The organism is Pseudonocardia nematodicida (genome assembly GCF_040105385.1).
Classification (GTDB): Bacteria; Actinomycetota; Actinomycetes; order Mycobacteriales; family Pseudonocardiaceae; genus Pseudonocardia; species Pseudonocardia nematodicida.
In genome coordinates this window covers 77,364-93,910 of the sequence record NZ_JBEDNQ010000003.1, presented here as the reverse complement: position 1 = coordinate 93,910, position 16,547 = coordinate 77,364, and the positions used below count along the sequence as shown (strand labels likewise).

General features: G+C 75.6%; 14 protein-coding genes. 7 read left to right on the top strand and 7 right to left on the bottom strand.

The annotated features are described in order from the left end of the window. Positions 1-26: 26 nt before the first annotated feature. Genes WIS52_RS07755 through WIS52_RS07740 form a run of 4 tightly spaced genes read right to left on the bottom strand, consistent with a single transcriptional unit; the run spans position 27 to position 3,253 of the window. The gene (locus WIS52_RS07755) at positions 27-1,139 is read right to left on the bottom strand and encodes a sulfate/molybdate ABC transporter ATP-binding protein (protein WP_379612336.1); all 1,113 of its coding nucleotides are present in this window, start codon (positions 1,137-1,139) and stop codon (positions 27-29) included. Further along, the gene (locus tag WIS52_RS07750; protein WP_379612337.1) at positions 1,136-2,020 is read right to left on the bottom strand and encodes an ABC transporter permease; all 885 of its coding nucleotides are present in this window, start codon (positions 2,018-2,020) and stop codon (positions 1,136-1,138) included. Before WIS52_RS07750 ends, WIS52_RS07755 begins: the two co-directional genes overlap by 4 nt. A gap of 25 nt (positions 2,021-2,045) precedes the next feature. Next, positions 2,046-2,852 (bottom strand): molybdate ABC transporter substrate-binding protein, encoded by an 807-nt coding sequence (gene modA, locus WIS52_RS07745; RefSeq protein WP_349297455.1) that lies wholly within the window; start codon positions 2,850-2,852, stop codon positions 2,046-2,048. Beyond that, complete coding sequence (locus WIS52_RS07740) at positions 2,849-3,253, bottom strand: TOBE domain-containing protein (protein ID WP_349297454.1); 405 nt, start codon at positions 3,251-3,253, stop codon at positions 2,849-2,851. The genes modA and WIS52_RS07740 overlap by 4 nt, the downstream gene beginning before the upstream one ends. Positions 3,254-3,360: 107 nt before the next feature. On the opposite strand from WIS52_RS07740, the gene WIS52_RS07735 reads away from it, so the two are divergent. From WIS52_RS07735 to WIS52_RS07725, 3 genes are all read left to right on the top strand, one after another. Next, positions 3,361-4,572 (top strand): acyl-CoA dehydrogenase family protein, encoded by a 1,212-nt coding sequence (locus tag WIS52_RS07735; protein ID WP_349297453.1) that lies wholly within the window; start codon positions 3,361-3,363, stop codon positions 4,570-4,572. A 126-nt stretch (positions 4,573-4,698) separates the two neighbouring features. Beyond that, the gene (gene moaA / locus WIS52_RS07730) at positions 4,699-5,790 is read left to right on the top strand and encodes a GTP 3',8-cyclase MoaA (RefSeq protein WP_349297452.1); all 1,092 of its coding nucleotides are present in this window, start codon (positions 4,699-4,701) and stop codon (positions 5,788-5,790) included. Between the two features lie 8 nt (positions 5,791-5,798). After that, positions 5,799-6,071 (top strand): MoaD/ThiS family protein, encoded by a 273-nt coding sequence (locus WIS52_RS07725; RefSeq protein WP_349297451.1) that lies wholly within the window; start codon positions 5,799-5,801, stop codon positions 6,069-6,071. 135 nt (positions 6,072-6,206) lie between these two features. Here WIS52_RS07725 and WIS52_RS07720 read toward each other — a convergent pair whose 3' ends face one another. After that, entirely contained in the window at positions 6,207-6,689 is a 483-nt protein-coding gene (locus tag WIS52_RS07720; RefSeq protein ID WP_349297450.1) for a hypothetical protein, read from the bottom strand. Positions 6,690-6,794: 105 nt separating this feature from the next. Here WIS52_RS07720 and WIS52_RS07715 point away from each other — a divergent pair, with 105 nt between their 5' ends. The 4 genes from WIS52_RS07715 to WIS52_RS07700 all read left to right on the top strand — a co-directional run bounded on the left by WIS52_RS07715 (position 6,795) and on the right by WIS52_RS07700 (position 10,633). After that, the gene (locus WIS52_RS07715; RefSeq protein WP_349297449.1) at positions 6,795-7,493 is read left to right on the top strand and encodes a response regulator transcription factor; all 699 of its coding nucleotides are present in this window, start codon (positions 6,795-6,797) and stop codon (positions 7,491-7,493) included. After that, positions 7,493-8,770 (top strand): HAMP domain-containing sensor histidine kinase, encoded by a 1,278-nt coding sequence (locus WIS52_RS07710; RefSeq protein WP_349297448.1) that lies wholly within the window; start codon positions 7,493-7,495, stop codon positions 8,768-8,770. The genes WIS52_RS07715 and WIS52_RS07710 overlap by 1 nt, the downstream gene beginning before the upstream one ends. A gap of 96 nt (positions 8,771-8,866) precedes the next feature. Next, positions 8,867-10,153, top strand: coding sequence for a cytochrome P450 (locus WIS52_RS07705; protein WP_349297447.1), 1,287 nt, complete (start codon positions 8,867-8,869; stop codon positions 10,151-10,153). Positions 10,154-10,252: 99 nt separating this feature from the next. Continuing rightward, positions 10,253-10,633, top strand: coding sequence for a PepSY domain-containing protein (locus WIS52_RS07700; RefSeq protein WP_349297446.1), 381 nt, complete (start codon positions 10,253-10,255; stop codon positions 10,631-10,633). A gap of 97 nt (positions 10,634-10,730) precedes the next feature. On the opposite strand, the gene WIS52_RS07695 is transcribed toward WIS52_RS07700, so the two are convergent. Together WIS52_RS07695 and WIS52_RS07690 are read right to left on the bottom strand one after the other, a co-directional pair. Beyond that, the gene (locus WIS52_RS07695) at positions 10,731-11,720 is read right to left on the bottom strand and encodes a hypothetical protein (protein ID WP_349297445.1); all 990 of its coding nucleotides are present in this window, start codon (positions 11,718-11,720) and stop codon (positions 10,731-10,733) included. Continuing rightward, complete coding sequence (locus WIS52_RS07690; RefSeq protein WP_349297444.1) at positions 11,717-16,381, bottom strand: hypothetical protein; 4,665 nt, start codon at positions 16,379-16,381, stop codon at positions 11,717-11,719. Before WIS52_RS07690 ends, WIS52_RS07695 begins: the two co-directional genes overlap by 4 nt. Positions 16,382-16,547: the final 166 nt, after the last annotated feature.

The window sequence follows — 16,547 nt, the reverse complement described above, 5'->3', positions numbered from 1 at the left end:
GACCGGGCAGCGCCGTGACGGCGGGCTCAGGGCTGCCGGCCGTGCACGGCGACCTCGGTCGCCTTCACCGCGAACCACACGTCCTGACCGGGTTCGACGCCCAGCTCCGCGACCGCGGCCGGGGTCACGTCGGCCGCCAGGCCGTCGGTCCAGGCCGGGCCGGCCCCGGCGACGCCCGCGCGCAGCCGGACCGTGTCCCCGCGCGGTTCCAGGGCGGCGATCCGGACCGGGAAGACGTTGCGCGGGCTGCCCTCGGGCCGGACGGTGTGCACGGACACCGCCGACGGCGGGAACACCGCCACGGCCGGCTCGCCGTCGGTCACCTCGACGGCCTTCCCCTGCAGCTCGACGCCGTCCGCGGTGCGCACCCCGGCCCCGTCGGCGACGCCGGGGACCAGGTCGAGCCCGGCGATCCGGGCCGAGAACGCGCTGCGCGGGCGGGCGAGCACGTCGCGGGCGGGGCCCTGCTCGACGATCCGGCCCCGATCCAGCACGACGACGCGGTCGGCGAGCACCAGCGCGTCCAGCGCGTCGTGGGTGACCAGCAGCGCGGTCTGCTTGGAGTCGGCGATCACCCGGCGCAGCAGGGTCCGCATCGCCGGGGTGGCGTCGACGTCCAGCGCGGCGAGCGGCTCGTCCAGCAGCAGCAGGCCGGGGCGCGGGGACAGGGCGCGGGCCAGCGCGACCCGTTGCTGCTGGCCGCCGGACAGCTGGGACGGCCGGCGGGCGGCGAGCGCGCCCACGCCGACGTCGTCGAGCAGCCGGCGGGCGCGCTCCTGCGCCTCCCGGCGCGGCGTCCCCTGGGCGCGGGGCCCGAACTCGACGTTCGCCTGCGCGGACAGGTGCGGGAACAGCAGCGGCTCCTGCGCGAGCAGGCCGACCCCGCGCCGGTGCGCCGGCACGAACGCGCCGGTCGCGGTGTCCAGCAGGGTGCGCCCGCCGACGGTCAGCGAGCCGCGGTCCGGCCGGAGCAGGCCGGAGAGAATGCCGAGCAGCGTCGACTTGCCGGCCCCGTTCGGCCCGAGGACGGCGACGACCTCGCCCCCGCCGACCGACAGCTCCAGGTCGAGGGCGAACCCGTCCCGGTCCAGCCGCGCGGTGAGCTCGACCCCTCCGGCCCCGGCCTCCCCCGGGCTCACCGCTGACCGTCCGTACCGCGCGGCCGCCCGACCACGATCACGATCAGCGACACCACGACCAGCAGCAGCGACAGCGCGACCGCCCCGGCGATGTCGGTCTCACCCTGCAGGTAGACCAGCAGCGGGAGGGTCCGGGTGGTGCCCTCCAGGCTGCCGGCGAAGGCGATCGTCGCGCCGAACTCGCCCATGCAGCGGGCGAACGCCAGTACGAGCCCGGACGCCAGCCCGGGCAGCACCAGCGGGACCGTCACCCGGCGGAAGGCCAGCGCCGGGGAGGCGCCGAGCGTCGCGGCGGTCGCCTCGTAGCGCTCGCCCGCGGTCCGCAGGGCGCCCTCCAGCGCGACGATCAGGAACGGCATCGCGACGAAGGTCTGGGCCAGGATCACCGCGATCGTCGTGAACGGGATGAAGATGCCGAACGCGGTGTTCAGGCCCTGCCCGACCAGGCCCCGCGCGCCCAGCAGGAACAGCAGCGCGAGCCCGCCGACGACCGGGGGCAGCACCAGCGGCAGCAGCACGATCGAGCGGATCGCCCGCATGAGCCCGGGGAACCGGTTGATCCGGCCGCGGGCGAGCACGACGGCCAGCGGGCCGCCGAACAGCAGGCACAGCGTCGTCGACACGGCGGCGGTGAGCAGCGACAGCCGCAGCGCCGACAGCGCCGCCGGGCTGGTCAGCAGCGACGGCATCTCCGCCCAGTCGGCCTCCCACAGCAGACCGAACACCGGCAGCGCGATCAGCAGGAAGCCGAGCGCGGCCGGGAACCACATCCAGGCGGGCAGACCGACCCCGGTGCCGTGCCGGTCGGCGGCCCGCTCGCGCCGCCGTCCCGGTCCGGGTGCCTCCTCGAGGTCGCCGAGGCCGGTCCGTGCCGCCGTCATGGTGCTGCCGTCACCGGAGCCGCCGTCACGGCGAGCCGAAGCCCGCCGCCTCGAGGACCCGCTTGCCCTCGTCACCGGTCACGAACTCGACCCAGCGCTGCGCGAGCTCGGCGTTCCGGGTGCTCTTCAGCACGGCGATCGGGTAGTCGTTGACCGCCTCGGAAGCCTGCGGGAAGTCGACGCCCTCGACCTGCCCGCCGGACGCGGCGACGTCGGTCTTGTAGACGAGCCCGGCGTCGGCGTTGCCGGTCTGCACCTTCTGCAGCACCGCCTTGACGTCCTGCTCCTCGGACACCGCCGGGATGTCGACGCCGGCCGCCTGCTCGACGCGCTCGGTGGCCGCACCGCACGGCACCTGCGGGGCACAGATCACGGTCCGCAGGTCCGGCTGGGTCAGCGTCTCCAGCGAGGTGACGTCCTTCGGGTTCTGCGGGGCGACGGCGATCTGCAGCGTGTTCGTCGCGAACAGCGTCGGCTCGCCCTCGGTCAGCTCCGGCTCGGTGACCTTGTCCATGTTGGACTGGTCGGCCGAGGCGAACACGTCGGCCGGGGCGCCCTGGGTGATCTGCTGGGCGAGCGTGGAGGACCCGGCGAAGTTGAACGTGACGTCGGTGCCCGGGTTGGCGGCCTCGAACTCCCGCTCGAGCTCCTCGAACGTGCCGGTCAGCGAGGCCGCGGCGAAGACGGTCAGCGGGCCGCCCGCCTGGGCCTGGTCGCCCTGCCCGGCCTCGCCGCCGGCGTCGCCGCCCCCTCCGCCGCAGGCGGCGAGCAGCCCGAGGGCCGCCGCCGAGACCACGGCGCCTGCGGCGCGGTACGCGGATCGGGTGTTCACAGGTGACCTCCGGGGGTCTCGACCACGACGTTCGTCGACTTGATCACGGCTACCGCCAGCGACCCCGGCTCCAGGCCCAGGTCGCGCACCGCCTCGCTGCTCATCAGCGAGACCACCCGGTGCGGCCCGCACTGCATCTCCACCTGGGCCATCACCTTGTCGGTGATGACCGAGGTCACCAGCCCGACCAGCCGGTTGCGGGCTGAGCGCTGGACGACCGACGGGTCCGGCACCGCGGTGGCGTGCTCGCGGGCGAACTCGGCCAGCGCCACGCCGTCGATCACCTTGCGGTTGGACGCGTCGGGCTGCACCGGCAGCGTCCCCGCGTCCACCCACCGGCGGACCGTGTCGTCGCTGACACCGAGGAGGCGGGCGGCCTCCGAAATCCTGAAGTGCGGCACGCGGGGGATCCTATGATCGCGACTGCGGAGATGTCACGGCGGATGCCCCGCAGATCGGTTCGCTCGCGATCCACCGTCGCGAACACCGGTGTGGTCTGATCGGAGACGTGGACTTCGCACCCAGTGCCGTGGCGACGGACTACACGACCCGCATGCGCGCCTTCCTCGACGAGCGGGTCCTGCCCGCCGAGGCGGAGTACGACGCCTTCCGGGCGGCGCGCCGTGGCACCCCGCAGGAGTGGGACCTGCCGCCGGTGGTGGAGAGACTCAAGGCCGAGGCCCGTGAGCGGGGTCTGTGGAACCTGTTCCTCCCCGCGGTCTCGGGCCTGACGAACGTCGACTACGCCGCCGTCGCCGAGGTGTCCGGGTGGTCGCCGGTCATCGCCCCGGAGGCGATCAACTGCCAGGCACCGGACACCGGGAACATGGAGACCCTGCACCTGTTCGGCACGCCCGAGCAGAAGCAGCAGTGGCTCGACCCGCTGCTCGACGGTGAGATCCGGTCCGCGTTCGCGATGACCGAGCCGGCCGTGGCGTCGTCGGACGCGACCAACATCGAGACCCGGATCCGCCGGGACGGCGACGACTACGTGATCGACGGCCGCAAGTGGTGGATCTCCGGGACCGCCGACGAGCGCTGCCGGGTCTTCATCGTGATGGGCAAGACCGATCCCGACGCCCCCTCCCACCGGCAGCAGTCGATGATCCTCGTCCCGCGGGACGCCCCCGGGATGAAGGTCGTCCGGCACCTCCCGACGTTCGGCTACCAGGACCAGCACGGACACTCCGAGATCGCGTTCGACGGCGTGCGGGTCCCGGCGACCAACCTGCTGGGCGAGGAGGGCGGCGGGTTCGCCATCGCCCAGGCGCGGCTGGGCCCGGGCCGGATCCACCACTGCATGCGGCTGATCGGCATGGCCGAGCGGGCGCTGTCGATGATGGTGGAGCGGGCGCAGTCCCGGGTGGCGTTCGGCGGGCCGCTGGCCGACCAGGGCGTCGTGCGCGAGCAGATCGCGCTGTCCCGGATGGAGATCGAGCAGGCCCGGCTGCTGACCCTGAAGACGGCGTGGCTGATCGACACGCACGGCTCGCGCGGGGCCGCGTCCGAGATCGCCGCGATCAAGGTCGTGGTGCCCCGGATGGCCTGCGCGGTGATCGACCGCGCGATGCAGGTGCACGGCGGGGCCGCGATGAGCGACGACACCCCGCTGGCCTACTTCTACGCCTGGGCCCGCGCGCTGCGGTTCGCCGACGGTCCGGACGAGGTGCACATCCGCTCGGTGGCCCGCCAGGAGCTGAAGGCTCACCGTTCGGACTAGTTGCACTGTGACTAGTTCCGCATCTGCGCCACGGTGACCCACACCTCTCCGCGGGTGCGGATCATGCCACTGAGCTGCGGAGATCCGCCTGGGCGGGCGGTCGCCGGTGCGGTTAGCCTCGGGTCCATGACGACCGAGCTCGGCCTGCCGACCCTGCGCGGCGGCCCGTCGCGGGACCCGGCGCGCCCCGACGACCCGCGCCTGGTCGACGGGTTCGGGCGCGTCGCCACCGACCTGCGGATCTCGCTCACCGACCGCTGCAACCTGCGCTGCACCTACTGCATGCCGGCCGAGGGCCTGGACTGGATGCCGCGCGACGAGCAGCTCACCGACGACGAGCTGAACCGGCTCATCGCGGTCGCCGTGCGCGAGCTCGGCATCGACGAGCTCCGGTTCACCGGCGGCGAGCCGCTGCTGCGCAAGGGCCTGGAGGGCGTCCTGTCGACCGCCGCCGCCCTGCGCCCGCGCCCGGACATGTCGCTGACCACCAACGGCATCGGGCTGGCCCGCCGGGCCGAGGCGCTCGCCGCGGCCGGGGTGAACCGGCTCAACGTCTCGCTGGACACCCTGCGGCCCGAGCGGTTCGCCGAGATCACCCGCCGGGACCGCCTGTCGGACGTCCTCGACGGCCTGGCCGCCGCCCGGGACGCGGGGCTGTCGCCGGTGAAGATCAACACGGTGCTGCTGCGCGGGGTGAACGACGACGAGGCCGCCGACCTGCTCGACTTCGCCCTGGCGCACGGCTACGAGCTGCGGTTCATCGAGCAGATGCCGCTGGACGCCCAGCACGGCTGGCGACGCTCCGAGATGATCACCGCCGACGAGATCCTGGCCCGGCTCGAGGAGCGGTTCGTGCTCACCGCGTCCGACGAGGACCGGGGCGGGGCGCCGGCCGAGAAGTTCGTGGTCGAGAGAAGGCTTGCCGGAACGAGCATCGGCGCTGCCGGCGGGCCGGCCACCGTCGGGGTGATCGGGTCGGTGACCCGGCCGTTCTGCGGTGCCTGCGACCGCACCCGGCTCACCGCCGACGGCCAGGTCCGCACCTGCCTGTTCGCCACCGGCGAGACCGACCTGCGGGCCCTGGTCCGCGGCGGCGCCACCGACACCGAGATCGCCGACGTGTGGCGCGACGCCATGTGGGGCAAGAAGGCCGGCCACGGCATCGACGATCCCGGTTTCCTGCAGCCCGCGCGCCCGATGAGCGCGATCGGAGGATGAGCCACCCCATGACCAGCTCGCTGGCGACCCGGACGCTGACCGTCCGCTACTTCGCCGCCGCCAAGGCGGCCGCCGGAACCGGGGAGGAGGCCGTCGAGCTGGCCGGGGACGCCACCGTCGCCGACGCCGTCGATGCGCTCCGGACCGCGCACGGCCCGGAGCTGGGACGAGTGCTCGACCGCTGCAGCTTCCTGCTCGACGAGGTCGCGGTACGCGACCGCTCCGCCACGCTCGACGGCGCGTCCACCCTGGACGTCCTCCCCCCCTTCGCCGGCGGCTGAACCCTTCGCCGGCGGCTGAACCCCTCGCCGGCGCCGAGACCCGAGCGAGAACGCGATCGTCTTCGGAGAACGCGCGTCCGATCGGGCGCGCGTTCTCCGATCTCGATCGCGGACCGGGCCGGCGGCGGGTGGCGGTCAGTCGTCGATCTTGGTGTGGACCTCACCGGAGGGAACGCCGTTCGCGCAGTTCAGCGTGACCAGGATGTCGATGTCGTCCCCGTCGAACTCGATCTGGTTCGGGCCGAGGTCGTCGTCGTCCTCCCGCTCGAAGCCCTGCGCCGGGTTCACCGACACCACCCTCGGGGTGTCCCCCTCGCAGCGGGCGAGGATGCTCCCGGCCTGCCCCGCCGGGACGACGGTCGGCGGCGCCTCCTGCGGCGCGGCGGGCGCCGCGGGCGCGGGCGGGGGCGGCGGGGCCTCGGTCACCGGGCCACCGCGCTGGGCGAGCTGGGCCTCGACCTGCTCGGCGGCCAGCGGCTGGACCGGGTCGCCCCCGGACAGGCCCGAGCCGATCGAGCCGACCGCGGTCAGTCCGAGTAGCAGCGCCCCGACGGCGGCGGCCAGCCACAGCCCGGCGACGAGCCCGATCCGGGTGGTACGCGTGGTCGGTCGGTTCACGCCGCACAGCATGCCCGCCACCCGGGTTAACGCGGCCCTAAAGGTCGCTCAAGCCACCCTTGGGCCCGCACGAGCCGGCGTCTCCGGCGGCTAGGTTCTCCTCTCGTGGCCCAGATCCTGATCATCGAGGACGACCCCGCCATCCGCGGCGCGCTGATCCGCGGACTCGGCGAGCGCGGGCACGCCGTCGACTCCGCACCGACCGCGATGGCCGGGCTGGAGGCCGCCGTCGGCAACCGCCCGGACCTGGTCGTGCTCGACCTCGGCCTGCCGGACATGGACGGCACCACGATGCTGCGGATGCTCCGCGGTGCGAGCACGGTCCCGGTGATCGTCGCGACCGCCCGGGACGACGAGAACGAGATCGTGGCCGTGCTCGACGCGGGTGCGGACGACTACCTGGTCAAGCCGTTCGCCGCGGCCCAGCTCGACGCCCGGATCCGGGCCGTGCTGCGCCGCAGCTCGGACGACGAGCCGGACCCGACGGTCGTCGTCGGCGGGCTGTCGGTCGACCCGCGCGGCCGCCGCGCCGTGCTGGACGGGGCGACCCTGGAGCTGACCCCGCGCGAGTTCGACCTGCTGCACTACCTGGCCGCCCGCGCGGACCAGGTCGTCAGCAAGCGGGAGCTGGTCACCGAGGTCTGGCAGCAGCCCTACGGCGGGGCGGACAAGACCGTCGACGTGCACCTGTCGTGGCTGCGCCGCAAGCTCGGCGAGACCGCGCAGAACGCCCGGTACCTGCACTCGGTGCGCGGGGTCGGGGTCCGGCTCTCGCCGCCCGAGAACGCTCCCGGCGGCGCCTGATGAGGCGTCGGATCCTCGCGCTGGTCGCGGCGACGGTGCTGCTGGTGCTCGTGGCGTTCGCGATCCCGCTGGCCGTGCTCATCCGGACGGTCGCGGTGGACACCGCGCTGTCCACCGCCACCGCGCAGGCGCAGTCGCTGACCCCGCTGGTCGCCACGGCCGACCGGTCCACGATGCAGCCGACCGTCGAGCTGGCGGACGACCGCAACTCCGGCGACGTCTCGGTGGTCCTGGCCGACGGGACGGTGCTCGGCGCCCCCGCACCGCGCAGCAGCCTGGTCGAACTGGGGCTGCGGGGGGTGAGCGCCTCCACCGAGGCGCCCGGGGGCCGCGAGATGGTGTTCTCGGTGCAGGGCGCGGCGGCGGGCAACAGCGTCATCCGGGTCTTCGTCCCGGACGCCGAGCTGACCCGTGGCGTCACCCGGTCCTGGCTGCTGCTGGGCGGGCTGTCGATCGTGCTGCTCGCCGGCGGCCTGCTGCTCGCCGACCGGCTGGCCCGGTCGCTGGTCGACGCGACCACGGATCTCTCCGGGGTCTCCGAGCAGCTGGCCCGCGGCGACCTCGCCGCCCGCGCCGACGCGTCCGCGCCGGCCGAGCTCGGGGTCGTCGCCCGCGCGCTGAACGGGCTCGCCGGCCGGATCTCGGAACTGCTGCGCGAGGAGCGGGAGAACGTCGCCGACCTCGCCCACCGGGTCCGCACCCCGCTGACCGCGCTGCGGCTCGACGCCGAGGCCCTGCGCGACCCCGACGAGTCGGCCCGCATCTCGTCCGGTGTGGACGGCGTGCAGCGGGCGGTGACGGGTGCGATCGAGCAGGCGCGACGTCGCGGCGGGGAGGGTCGCGCGGCCGACGCCGCCGCCGTCGTCCGGGAACGGGTGGAGTTCTGGGCGGTCCTCGCCGAGGACACCGACCGGTCGGTGACCCTGGAACTCGCGCCGGGGCCGCTGCCGGTGGCCTGCTCTCCCGGCGACCTGGAGGCCTGTGTGGACGCGTTGCTGGGCAACGTGTTCGCGCACACCCCGGACGGCACCCCGTTCGGCGTCTGGCTGGCGCCCCGGTCCGCCGGCGGCGCACGGCTGGTCGTCGCCGACCGGGGGCCCGGCCTGCCGCCGGGTGCCGACCCCACCTCGCGCGGGGTGTCGGGCGGCGGCTCGACCGGGCTCGGCCTGGACATCGCGCGACGCACGGCGGACTCCGCCGGCGGGACGCTGACCCTGGGCTCGCCGCCCGGGGGCGGCCTGCAGGTCGAGCTCGAGCTCGCCGCCCCGCCGCCCTGACGATCACGGTTCCGTCCGCGTACGGTGCGCGGTTACCCTCGCGACGTGGGACAGCTTCCCGGACCACGAGGCCCCGTCGACACGCTCCGCCACACCGTGGGTTTCACCGCCCGTCCACACCGGACACTGCTGGCGCTGCGGGAGGCGTACGGCCCCGTCGTGGAGTTCGGGATGGGGCCGGGGCGGATCGTCGCGGTGTTCGGGCCGGAGGCGAACGCGTTCCTGTTCGGCCACGACGAGCTGTTCAGCAACTGGGAGGTCTTCGAGACCGTCGCCCCGCTCAGCGGCGAGACGGCACTGCTGCTCAGCGACGGCGAGGCGCACCGGCGTCGCCGTCGGGTCGCCGCGTCCGGGTTCACCCGTCGCGGGATCGAGGGCTACGTCCCCGCCTTCACCCGCAACGCCGACCGTGTCATCGACGGCTGGCGGCCCGGCGAGCGGGTCGACCTGCACCAGGAGTTCCGCAGGACGATCCGCCGGGCCACCATCGAGGTCCTGTTCGGACCGGACCTGGCCGGTGACGCCGACCGGATCGGCGACATGCTGGCCCCGCTGCTGAGCTTCGTCGACTGCGACGCGGTCACCCAGCAATTCCAGCGCGCCGTGGGCGGCCGCCGGCTGCGCGCCGCGCTGGCCGGGCGGGCGCAGGTCGACGACCTGGTCCGCGCCGAGCTCGCCCGCCGGTCCTCGGAGGTGGGAGGCCCGCCGCGGGACGACCTGCTGTCGCGGTTCGCCGCCCCGGTCGACGGTGCGGAGCTCACCGAGGCCGAGGTCTTCGACCAGGTCGTCAGCCTGGTCGTCGCCGCCTACGAGACGACGGCCGCCGCGATGGCCTGGGCCTGCATGACGCTGCTGCGCGCGCCGGCGATCACCGAGCGGATCCGTGCCGAGGTCACCGGGGTGTGCGGGGACGCCCCGCCCACCGCCGAGGACCTGCCCCGGCTGGCGTTCCTGGACCGTGTCGTGCAGGAGACGCTGCGGCTCTACCCGCCGGCGTCGATCAGCGGACGCTACGTGCAGCACGGTTTCCGCCTGCACGGCCACGACATCGACCCGGGCACGACGCTGCTGTTCAGCCCGCTCGTCACGCACCGCGACCCGGCGGTGTGGGACCGGGCGACGACGTTCCTGCCCGACCGCTGGGACCCCGACGGCCCGCTGTACCGCCGGCCCGAGCCGGGCGCCTTCATCCCGTTCGGCGGCGGCCCGCACCGCTGCCTGGGCGCGCAGCTCGCCGTCGCCGAGCTGACGGTGCTGCTGGCCCGGCTGGTCGTCCGCACCGAGCTCGACCCGGTCCCGGCGCCGGTGCGCCTGACGGGCTTCCTGGCGATGCAGCCGAAGGACGGCGTCCCGGCGGTCGTCCGATCCCTAAGGTCGCTTTAGGGATCATGCAGCGCGCCCTTGGTGTGCGCAGCGGCATCGTTCTCCTCGTCACCGGGACAACCCCCCGGACAGCGAGAACGACCCGGAGGAAGATCCACAATGCGTACCCCGCTCACCATCGCCGCCGTCGCCGCCACCGGCCTGCTGCTCGTCGGTGGGGGCACCGCCGTCGCCCTCGGCGCGGGCGAGCCGGAGACCGTGTCCGTGGTCCCCACCACCGCCGCCGCGGACGCACAGCCGGTGCCCGAGCCGCCGGCCGTCGACCGCGCCGGTGCCGAGCGGATCGCGCTCGAGCTCGTGGGCGCCGGCCGGGTCACCGACGCCGAGTTCGACGAGGCCGACCGCGACGACGACGACGACCGCTACGACCGCGACCACTGGGAGATCGAGATCCACGACGGGCCGGTCGAGCACGACGTCGACGTCGACGCCGCCACCGGCGAGATCCTCGACCACGACATCGACCGCGACGACGACTGATCCGGCTGGTGCGACCCCTACCGTGGAGATCCTTCTCCTCGGAACCTGCGCGCCGGTCCGGTGCGACCGACGTTCCGGGGAGAAGGATCTCCGCCGGTCAGGCGGGCCCGAGACCCTCGCGCCACGCGTTCCCGGCGCCGAGCACCCGCCGCCCGACCGCCTCCTGCGCCATCCGCTGCCCGTCGGCGAACAGCTCGCGCACCGGCCCGCGCAGCCCGGGGTCGAGCCAGTCCAGTTCGGCGGGGACACCCCCGGTGCCGGCGGACGCGGGGTGGCCGTGCTCCAGCAGCGACCGGTACAGCCCGGTCGCCGGATGCACCGGCGGTAGGCCCGCCTGCTCGGCCAGGGCCGAGGTGCGGGCCGGGATCCGCAGCCCGGCGGCGTCGAGATCCCCGAAGTAGCGGATCGCCGCGGGCGGGTCCTCGCGCAGCGACAGCACCGACGAGGTGAACCCGTTTCCGGCGCCCCACGCCACCGACCCGACCGGGCCGGGCTCGCGGCGGAGGAACGTCCGCACGGAGGCGAACGTGTCGGCGTTCTCCACCACCAGCAGCACCGGGCCACCGCCGGGCAGGTGCTCGCGGTGCAGCGGCAGCGTCACCCGCTCGGCCCGCAGGATCTCCAGGGTGAGCGGGACAGGCAGGCCGGCGTCGAACGCCTTCTCGTCGCCGGTGATCTCCAGCGCGCGCTCTCTCAGCGGCACGGCCTCCGCGCGGGTCCCGCCCGTGAACAGCCACCGGTTGACCAGGCGCACGACGGCCGACGGGGCGCGCATCGCGTCCGCGGCCGCCAGCTCCGGATGCCAGGGTTCACCGGTGCGGGGTGTGGGCTCCGGAGCGGCCCGGACGAGCTTCACCGAGCGCGGGAGCGGCGGGCGTCCCTCGTCGGTCGCGCGGGACGGCGTGAGCACGCCCGCGCCGGCCAGCTCGCCGATCGCGTCGGCGAGCATCCGCCGGGCGTCGACCGATCCGGCCGCGGACGGCACGGCCTCGGCGAAGGCCCGCCACAGCCCGGCCCGGTCGATGCGGGTCCGGCCGGTGGCGCGCAGCCGCTCGGCGAGCTCCTCGGTCCCCGAAGCGGCGTTCACGCGCCGCGCTCCGGCCCACCACCATCCGCAGTGGACGCCTCGGGGCTTCCCCCGGCATCCGCGGTCTCCCGGGGACCGGCACCGTCGGTGGGGCCCCCCGTGGAGGCGCCGGGTTCGGCAACCACGCCGCCGACCGGGGCACCGGGATCCGGTAGCGGCGCCGTCGCAGCGACGGAGAGATCGGGATCGGCCGCGGGGCCGGCCGTCGTCCCGGCACCCGTATCCGCTCCGGCGGTGTCCGGCAGAACGGCGGCGTCCGGTCCCGCCGGGGCGGGTCCACCGGCATCTGCCGTCGGCATCCCGGCACCCGCCACGGGAGCGTCCGGTGCGCCGGCATCTGCCGGAGCCGTCCCGGCCTCCGGACGCCGGTAGACCCGCGTCGCGCTGATCCGCCCACCCGCCGCGTCGGCGTCCGGGACGGAGTTCGTCACCCGCTCGTCGACCGAGAGGTACTTCCGCCCGGCCCGCAGGTCGGCGTCGTTGCGCAGCCGCACGAGCAGCGGGAACCCGGACAGCGCGCCGGCGTCGAACAGGCCGGTGGTGTAGACGAGCTGCACCCCGAGCGCCTGCGCCACCCCGAACTGCAGCTCCAGCAGGTACCCGGCCGACGCGCGGCCGATCGGGTTGTCCAGGAACAGCACGCCGGCGTGCGCCCGGCGGCCGTGCCCGCGCTGGTGCGCGCGCAGCGCCGCCATCGTGCAGTACAGGACGATCGCCGCGGTCAGCTGCTGGCCGCCGGAGAACACGTCCTTGATCGCGGAGACCCGGAGCCGCTCGGTGCGCAGCACCGCGTCCGGCTTGAGCATCTCGACCTTGACGCCCTTCGGCATCGCCACCCGCACCCCACGCAGCAGCATCGACATGCCGTCGCGGCGGTCCCGGGCCCGGCCGGACGCGGCGAGCTCGGCGGTCCGGTCGACGACCGTGCCCAGCTCGTGGCGCAGCGCGGCGTCGTCGAGCTCCTCGAACCGGATCCGGAGGAACTGCTGGCCGGACCAGTCGCCGAGGCCGTCCGGGAGCTGGGAGAGCTTCTGCGCCAGCCGCACCGTGCGCAGCGCCTCGCCGACCATCCCGGCCAGCCGGGTGACGATGCCCGAGCGGTGCCGCTCGATGTTGCCCAGGTCGTCGTCCAGCGAGCGCAGGCGCGGCCGCAGCGCCGTGATCCACTCACGCGCGAGGCCGGGCATGTCGGCGCGGTCGACCCCGCCGATGTGCCGGTGCACCGGCGAGGACAGCGACGCGAAGCGCGGGTCCTGGGCGAACCGGGCGACGGCGTCGACGGTGGTCTGCACCTTCCGCTCGGCGCGCCCGCGCTCGCCGGCGGCCTCCCGCACGCCGGCCTGGTGCCGCTTCAGTGCGGCGACGGCGGCGTCGACGTCCCCGTCGAACGGCAGGCCTCCCGGCTCGGGAGTCTCCTCCAGGCCGTCGACGACGTGTCCGAAGCCGCGCGCCAGCTCGGCGGCCTCGCGGTAGGTCTCCTCGGCCGTGTTCCGCGTCTTCCGGGCCCGCTCCAGCGCGGCACCGGCGGCGTCCAGGTCCGCGGACGCCCGGGCGACGAGCTCGCGGCCGTGCTCGGCGTCGCGGGGCTCGTCGTACGGCTCCACGCCGTGCTCCCCGGCCGGGAGCGCGGCCAGCTCGCGGCGCAGCACCTCGACCTCGGTGTTGGCCTTCTGCCGTCGTTCCTCGGCCTGGTCGTAGGCCTCGCGGGCCTGCTCGGCGGCGGCCCGGCGGCTCGCGGCGTCCGCGCCGTCGGGGGTGTGCAGGAACGCGGTCGCCGCCTCGACGACCGAGCGGGGCAGCCCGTCGACCGAGACCCGCTTCTCCTTGGCGTCGGCCTCCGCGCGGTCCAGGGCGGCGCGCAGATCGGTGTCGGCGGCGGCCGAGGCGTAGGCGTCGCGGGCGCGCTGGAACTCCTCGCGCAGCTCGGCCAGCGGGGTGTCCGGCGCCTCCGACGCGTCCGGCTCGGACTCGAGCGGCAGCGCGGCGGCCTCGTCGCGGACGGTCACGGCGATGTTCCGCTGCCGGTCGCGGGTCTGCTGCGCGGCCCCGGCCTCCCGGGCGGCCTGCTCGGCCGTGGCCCCGGCGGCGTCGGCCTCGGATCGCAGCCGGACGGCGTCGGCGGTGCCGGTCCGCTCCCGCTCCTCCAGGCCGGGGCGCCGGGCGAGCTCCTCGCGGAGCGCCTCGAGCGCCTCGGCACGGCGACGGGTGTCGGCGGCGGTCCGCTCCAGGCCGGGCCGGTCGGTGGTGAGCCGGTCGGCGCGCTCGTCGAGCCCGGCGACCTCGGCGACGGCGGCCTCGTACCCGCGCACCGCCTCGTCGCGCTCCCGGACCGCGGCCGTGGCCGCCTCGGTGAGCTCGTCCAGGGTGGGACGGCGGTCGCGCAGCGCCGCGAACCGGTCGCGCAGCCGCCGGTCGGTGTCGGCCCCCGCCTCCAGCGCCGCGATCCGGGCGGCCCGCTCGGCGGTCTCGGCGACCAGCCGGACCCGGACCTGCTCGGCGGCGTCCTCGTCGTGCAGCGCCGGGTTCGGCGGCACGACGAGCTCGATCCCCGGCGCGGCGGGCGCGGCCGCATCCAGTGCCGCGGTCGACCCGACGGCGACCAGGCAGGCCGGCAGCAAGCGGGCCTCGTCGAGCTCGGTGCGCGCGCGCGGCGCGTCGGACGGGTCGTTGAGCAGCACCCCACCCGCCAGGTGCGGCAGCCGCTCCAGCACCGCCGGTCGGTCGGCGGCCGGGAGCATCGCCAGGTAGCGGCGCCCGGACCAGGCGGTGATCCCCGCCTTCTCCAGCACCGCCAGCACGTCCTCGATCTCGGACGGGTCGGGGAGCAGGCCGCCGTCGCCGAGGGCGTGCAGCGCGCGCTCGTCGCGGCGCTGGTCGCCGAGCAGCCCGGTCCGTTCCCGCTCGGCCGCCCGGATCGCGGCGGTGAGCGTGTCGACGATCAGCGCGGCGTCGGCGTCCGGCCGGACGGTCTCGACGCCGAGCAGCTCCGCGGGCCGGGCTTCGGCGGCCAGCTCCTCGCCCTCGGCGGTGGCCGCGGCGCGGGCCGTCTCGGCGGTCGTCGCGGCCGCGCGGGCTCCGGCCGCCGCGTCCTGGGCCGCGGTCCGGCGGGTCTCGGCGGCGCGGCGCTCGTCCCGGATCCCGGCGGCGGCGGTGTCCGCGTCGGCCAGCGCGGTCGCGGTCGCCTCGGCGGCCTGCCGGGCGGCGGGGGCCTCGTGCTCGACGTCGGACGCCCCGGAGCCCTCCTTCAGGTGGCCGGCGGTGACCGCGGCCTCGACCCGCCGGTCGAGATCCGCCAGAGCGTCGCGCGCCTGGGACACCGCGCTCTCGGCGCGGGCGGCGTCCGCGGCGTGGTCGAGCTGCGCGCGGCGGGCGTCGGCGGCGCGCTCCTCGGCCCCGGCGCGGGTCTCCTCCGCGGCGGCCGCCGCCTCGTCGGCCTCGGCGGCGGTCCGCTGCAGGGCCGCGGACAGCGCGCGGGCCGCGTCCTGCCGGGCCTGCAGCGCCGGACGTGCCTTCTGCTCGGTCTCGTCGACCCGGCCGCGCAGCCGGGCCGCCTCGGCGGCGGCGACGCGGTGGGCGAGCACCGGCTCGACCGCGTCCCGCGCGGCCGAGGTGACCGCGGCCTCGTCGCGCTCCCGGGTGGCGGTGTCGGCGACGGCCGTCGCCGACTCGACGGCGAGCCCCGCGGTGCGCCGGCGCAGCTCGCCGACGGTGCCCTGCAACCGTTCCGCGACGCGGGCCACCTCCTGCTCGGCGGTGACGGCGTCGGTGACCGCGGATCGCGTCGTCTCCGACCGGGTGCTCTCGGCGCTGCGGCGGGCCGCGATCGCGGCCGCCGTGGTGCGCAGCGCGTCCCGCGCTCCGGTCTCCGCGGCGCGGGCGGTGGTGGCGGTCTGCTCGGCGGTGACCATCGGTTCCAGCAGCCCGAGCGTCCCGTCGACGAACTCGCGCTCGGACTCCAGCTCCTCGCGCTGGGCGAGCCGGTCCGCGTAGCCGGCGACGAGCTCGGCGACGTTCTGCGGCTCGCCCGGGTCGAGCACCGCACGCAACAGGAAGTCGACGAACGCCTCGTCGCTGGCGAACGAGAACGCCTCCGCCGCCTCGCCCTCACCGGCGTTCATCGCCCGCTGGTAGCGGAACAGCTCCGGGTCCAGCCCGACGTCGACGAGGTGCCGGGTCCAGTCCCGGTGCCCGGTCTCCCAGGCCAGCTCGGCGTCCGGGTGGTCGCGGTGCGCGGTGTGCAGCCGCTCCTTGAACGACGACAGCGTCACCCGGCGCCGGTCGTGGGTGAAGGGCAGGTCGTCCATCCCGAGCCCGGGCACCGGCCGGAACGCGTACCAGGCGTCGGCCAGCTTCTCCGGGTCGGAGGAGGCGACGTGCCCGCGCCACTCGGAGACCTTCCCGGTCACCAGCAGCCGCCCGGTGCCGACGTGCATCCACTCGCAGACGACGTGCGCGACGTCCTCGGCCAGCACGAAGTTCTCCAGGACCGTCGTGCTGGTGGTGCCGACGACCTGGCGGCGGCCGGGCAGCAGCACCGAGAAGATCAGCTTGAGCAGGACGGACTTGCCGCCGCCGTTCTCCAGGAACAGCACCGACGCCGGCGACGGCCGCCGCGGCGTGGAGCGGTCGGTCGCGTCCGCGGCGAACAGGTCCTCCTGCACCGCACCTTGATCGGGCGGCCGATGCCGCGCAGGTCGAGCGTGACGTCCTGGTAGCGCGCGGCGGTCGGGCCGACCGAGAACAGCCGGGCACGGGTCAGCTCATACATCGTGGTCCTCCGGACCCGTCACGTCCGAGGCCCCCTGCTCCGGGACATCACTCACCGGG

What these genes read in the sequence shown, in the direction of transcription:
- WIS52_RS07750 (WP_379612337.1), bottom strand. Translation starts at nt 2,020, where the DNA reads ATGACGGCGGCACGGACCGGCCTCGGCGACCTCGAGGAGGCACCCGGA.
- moaA (WP_349297452.1), top strand. Translation starts at nt 4,699, where the DNA reads ATGACGACCGAGCTCGGCCTGCCGACCCTGCGCGGCGGCCCGTCGCGG.
- WIS52_RS07725 (WP_349297451.1), top strand. Translation starts at nt 5,799, where the DNA reads ATGACCAGCTCGCTGGCGACCCGGACGCTGACCGTCCGCTACTTCGCC.
- WIS52_RS07710 (WP_349297448.1), top strand. Translation starts at nt 7,493, where the DNA reads ATGAGGCGTCGGATCCTCGCGCTGGTCGCGGCGACGGTGCTGCTGGTG.
- WIS52_RS07700 (WP_349297446.1), top strand. Translation starts at nt 10,253, where the DNA reads ATGCGTACCCCGCTCACCATCGCCGCCGTCGCCGCCACCGGCCTGCTG.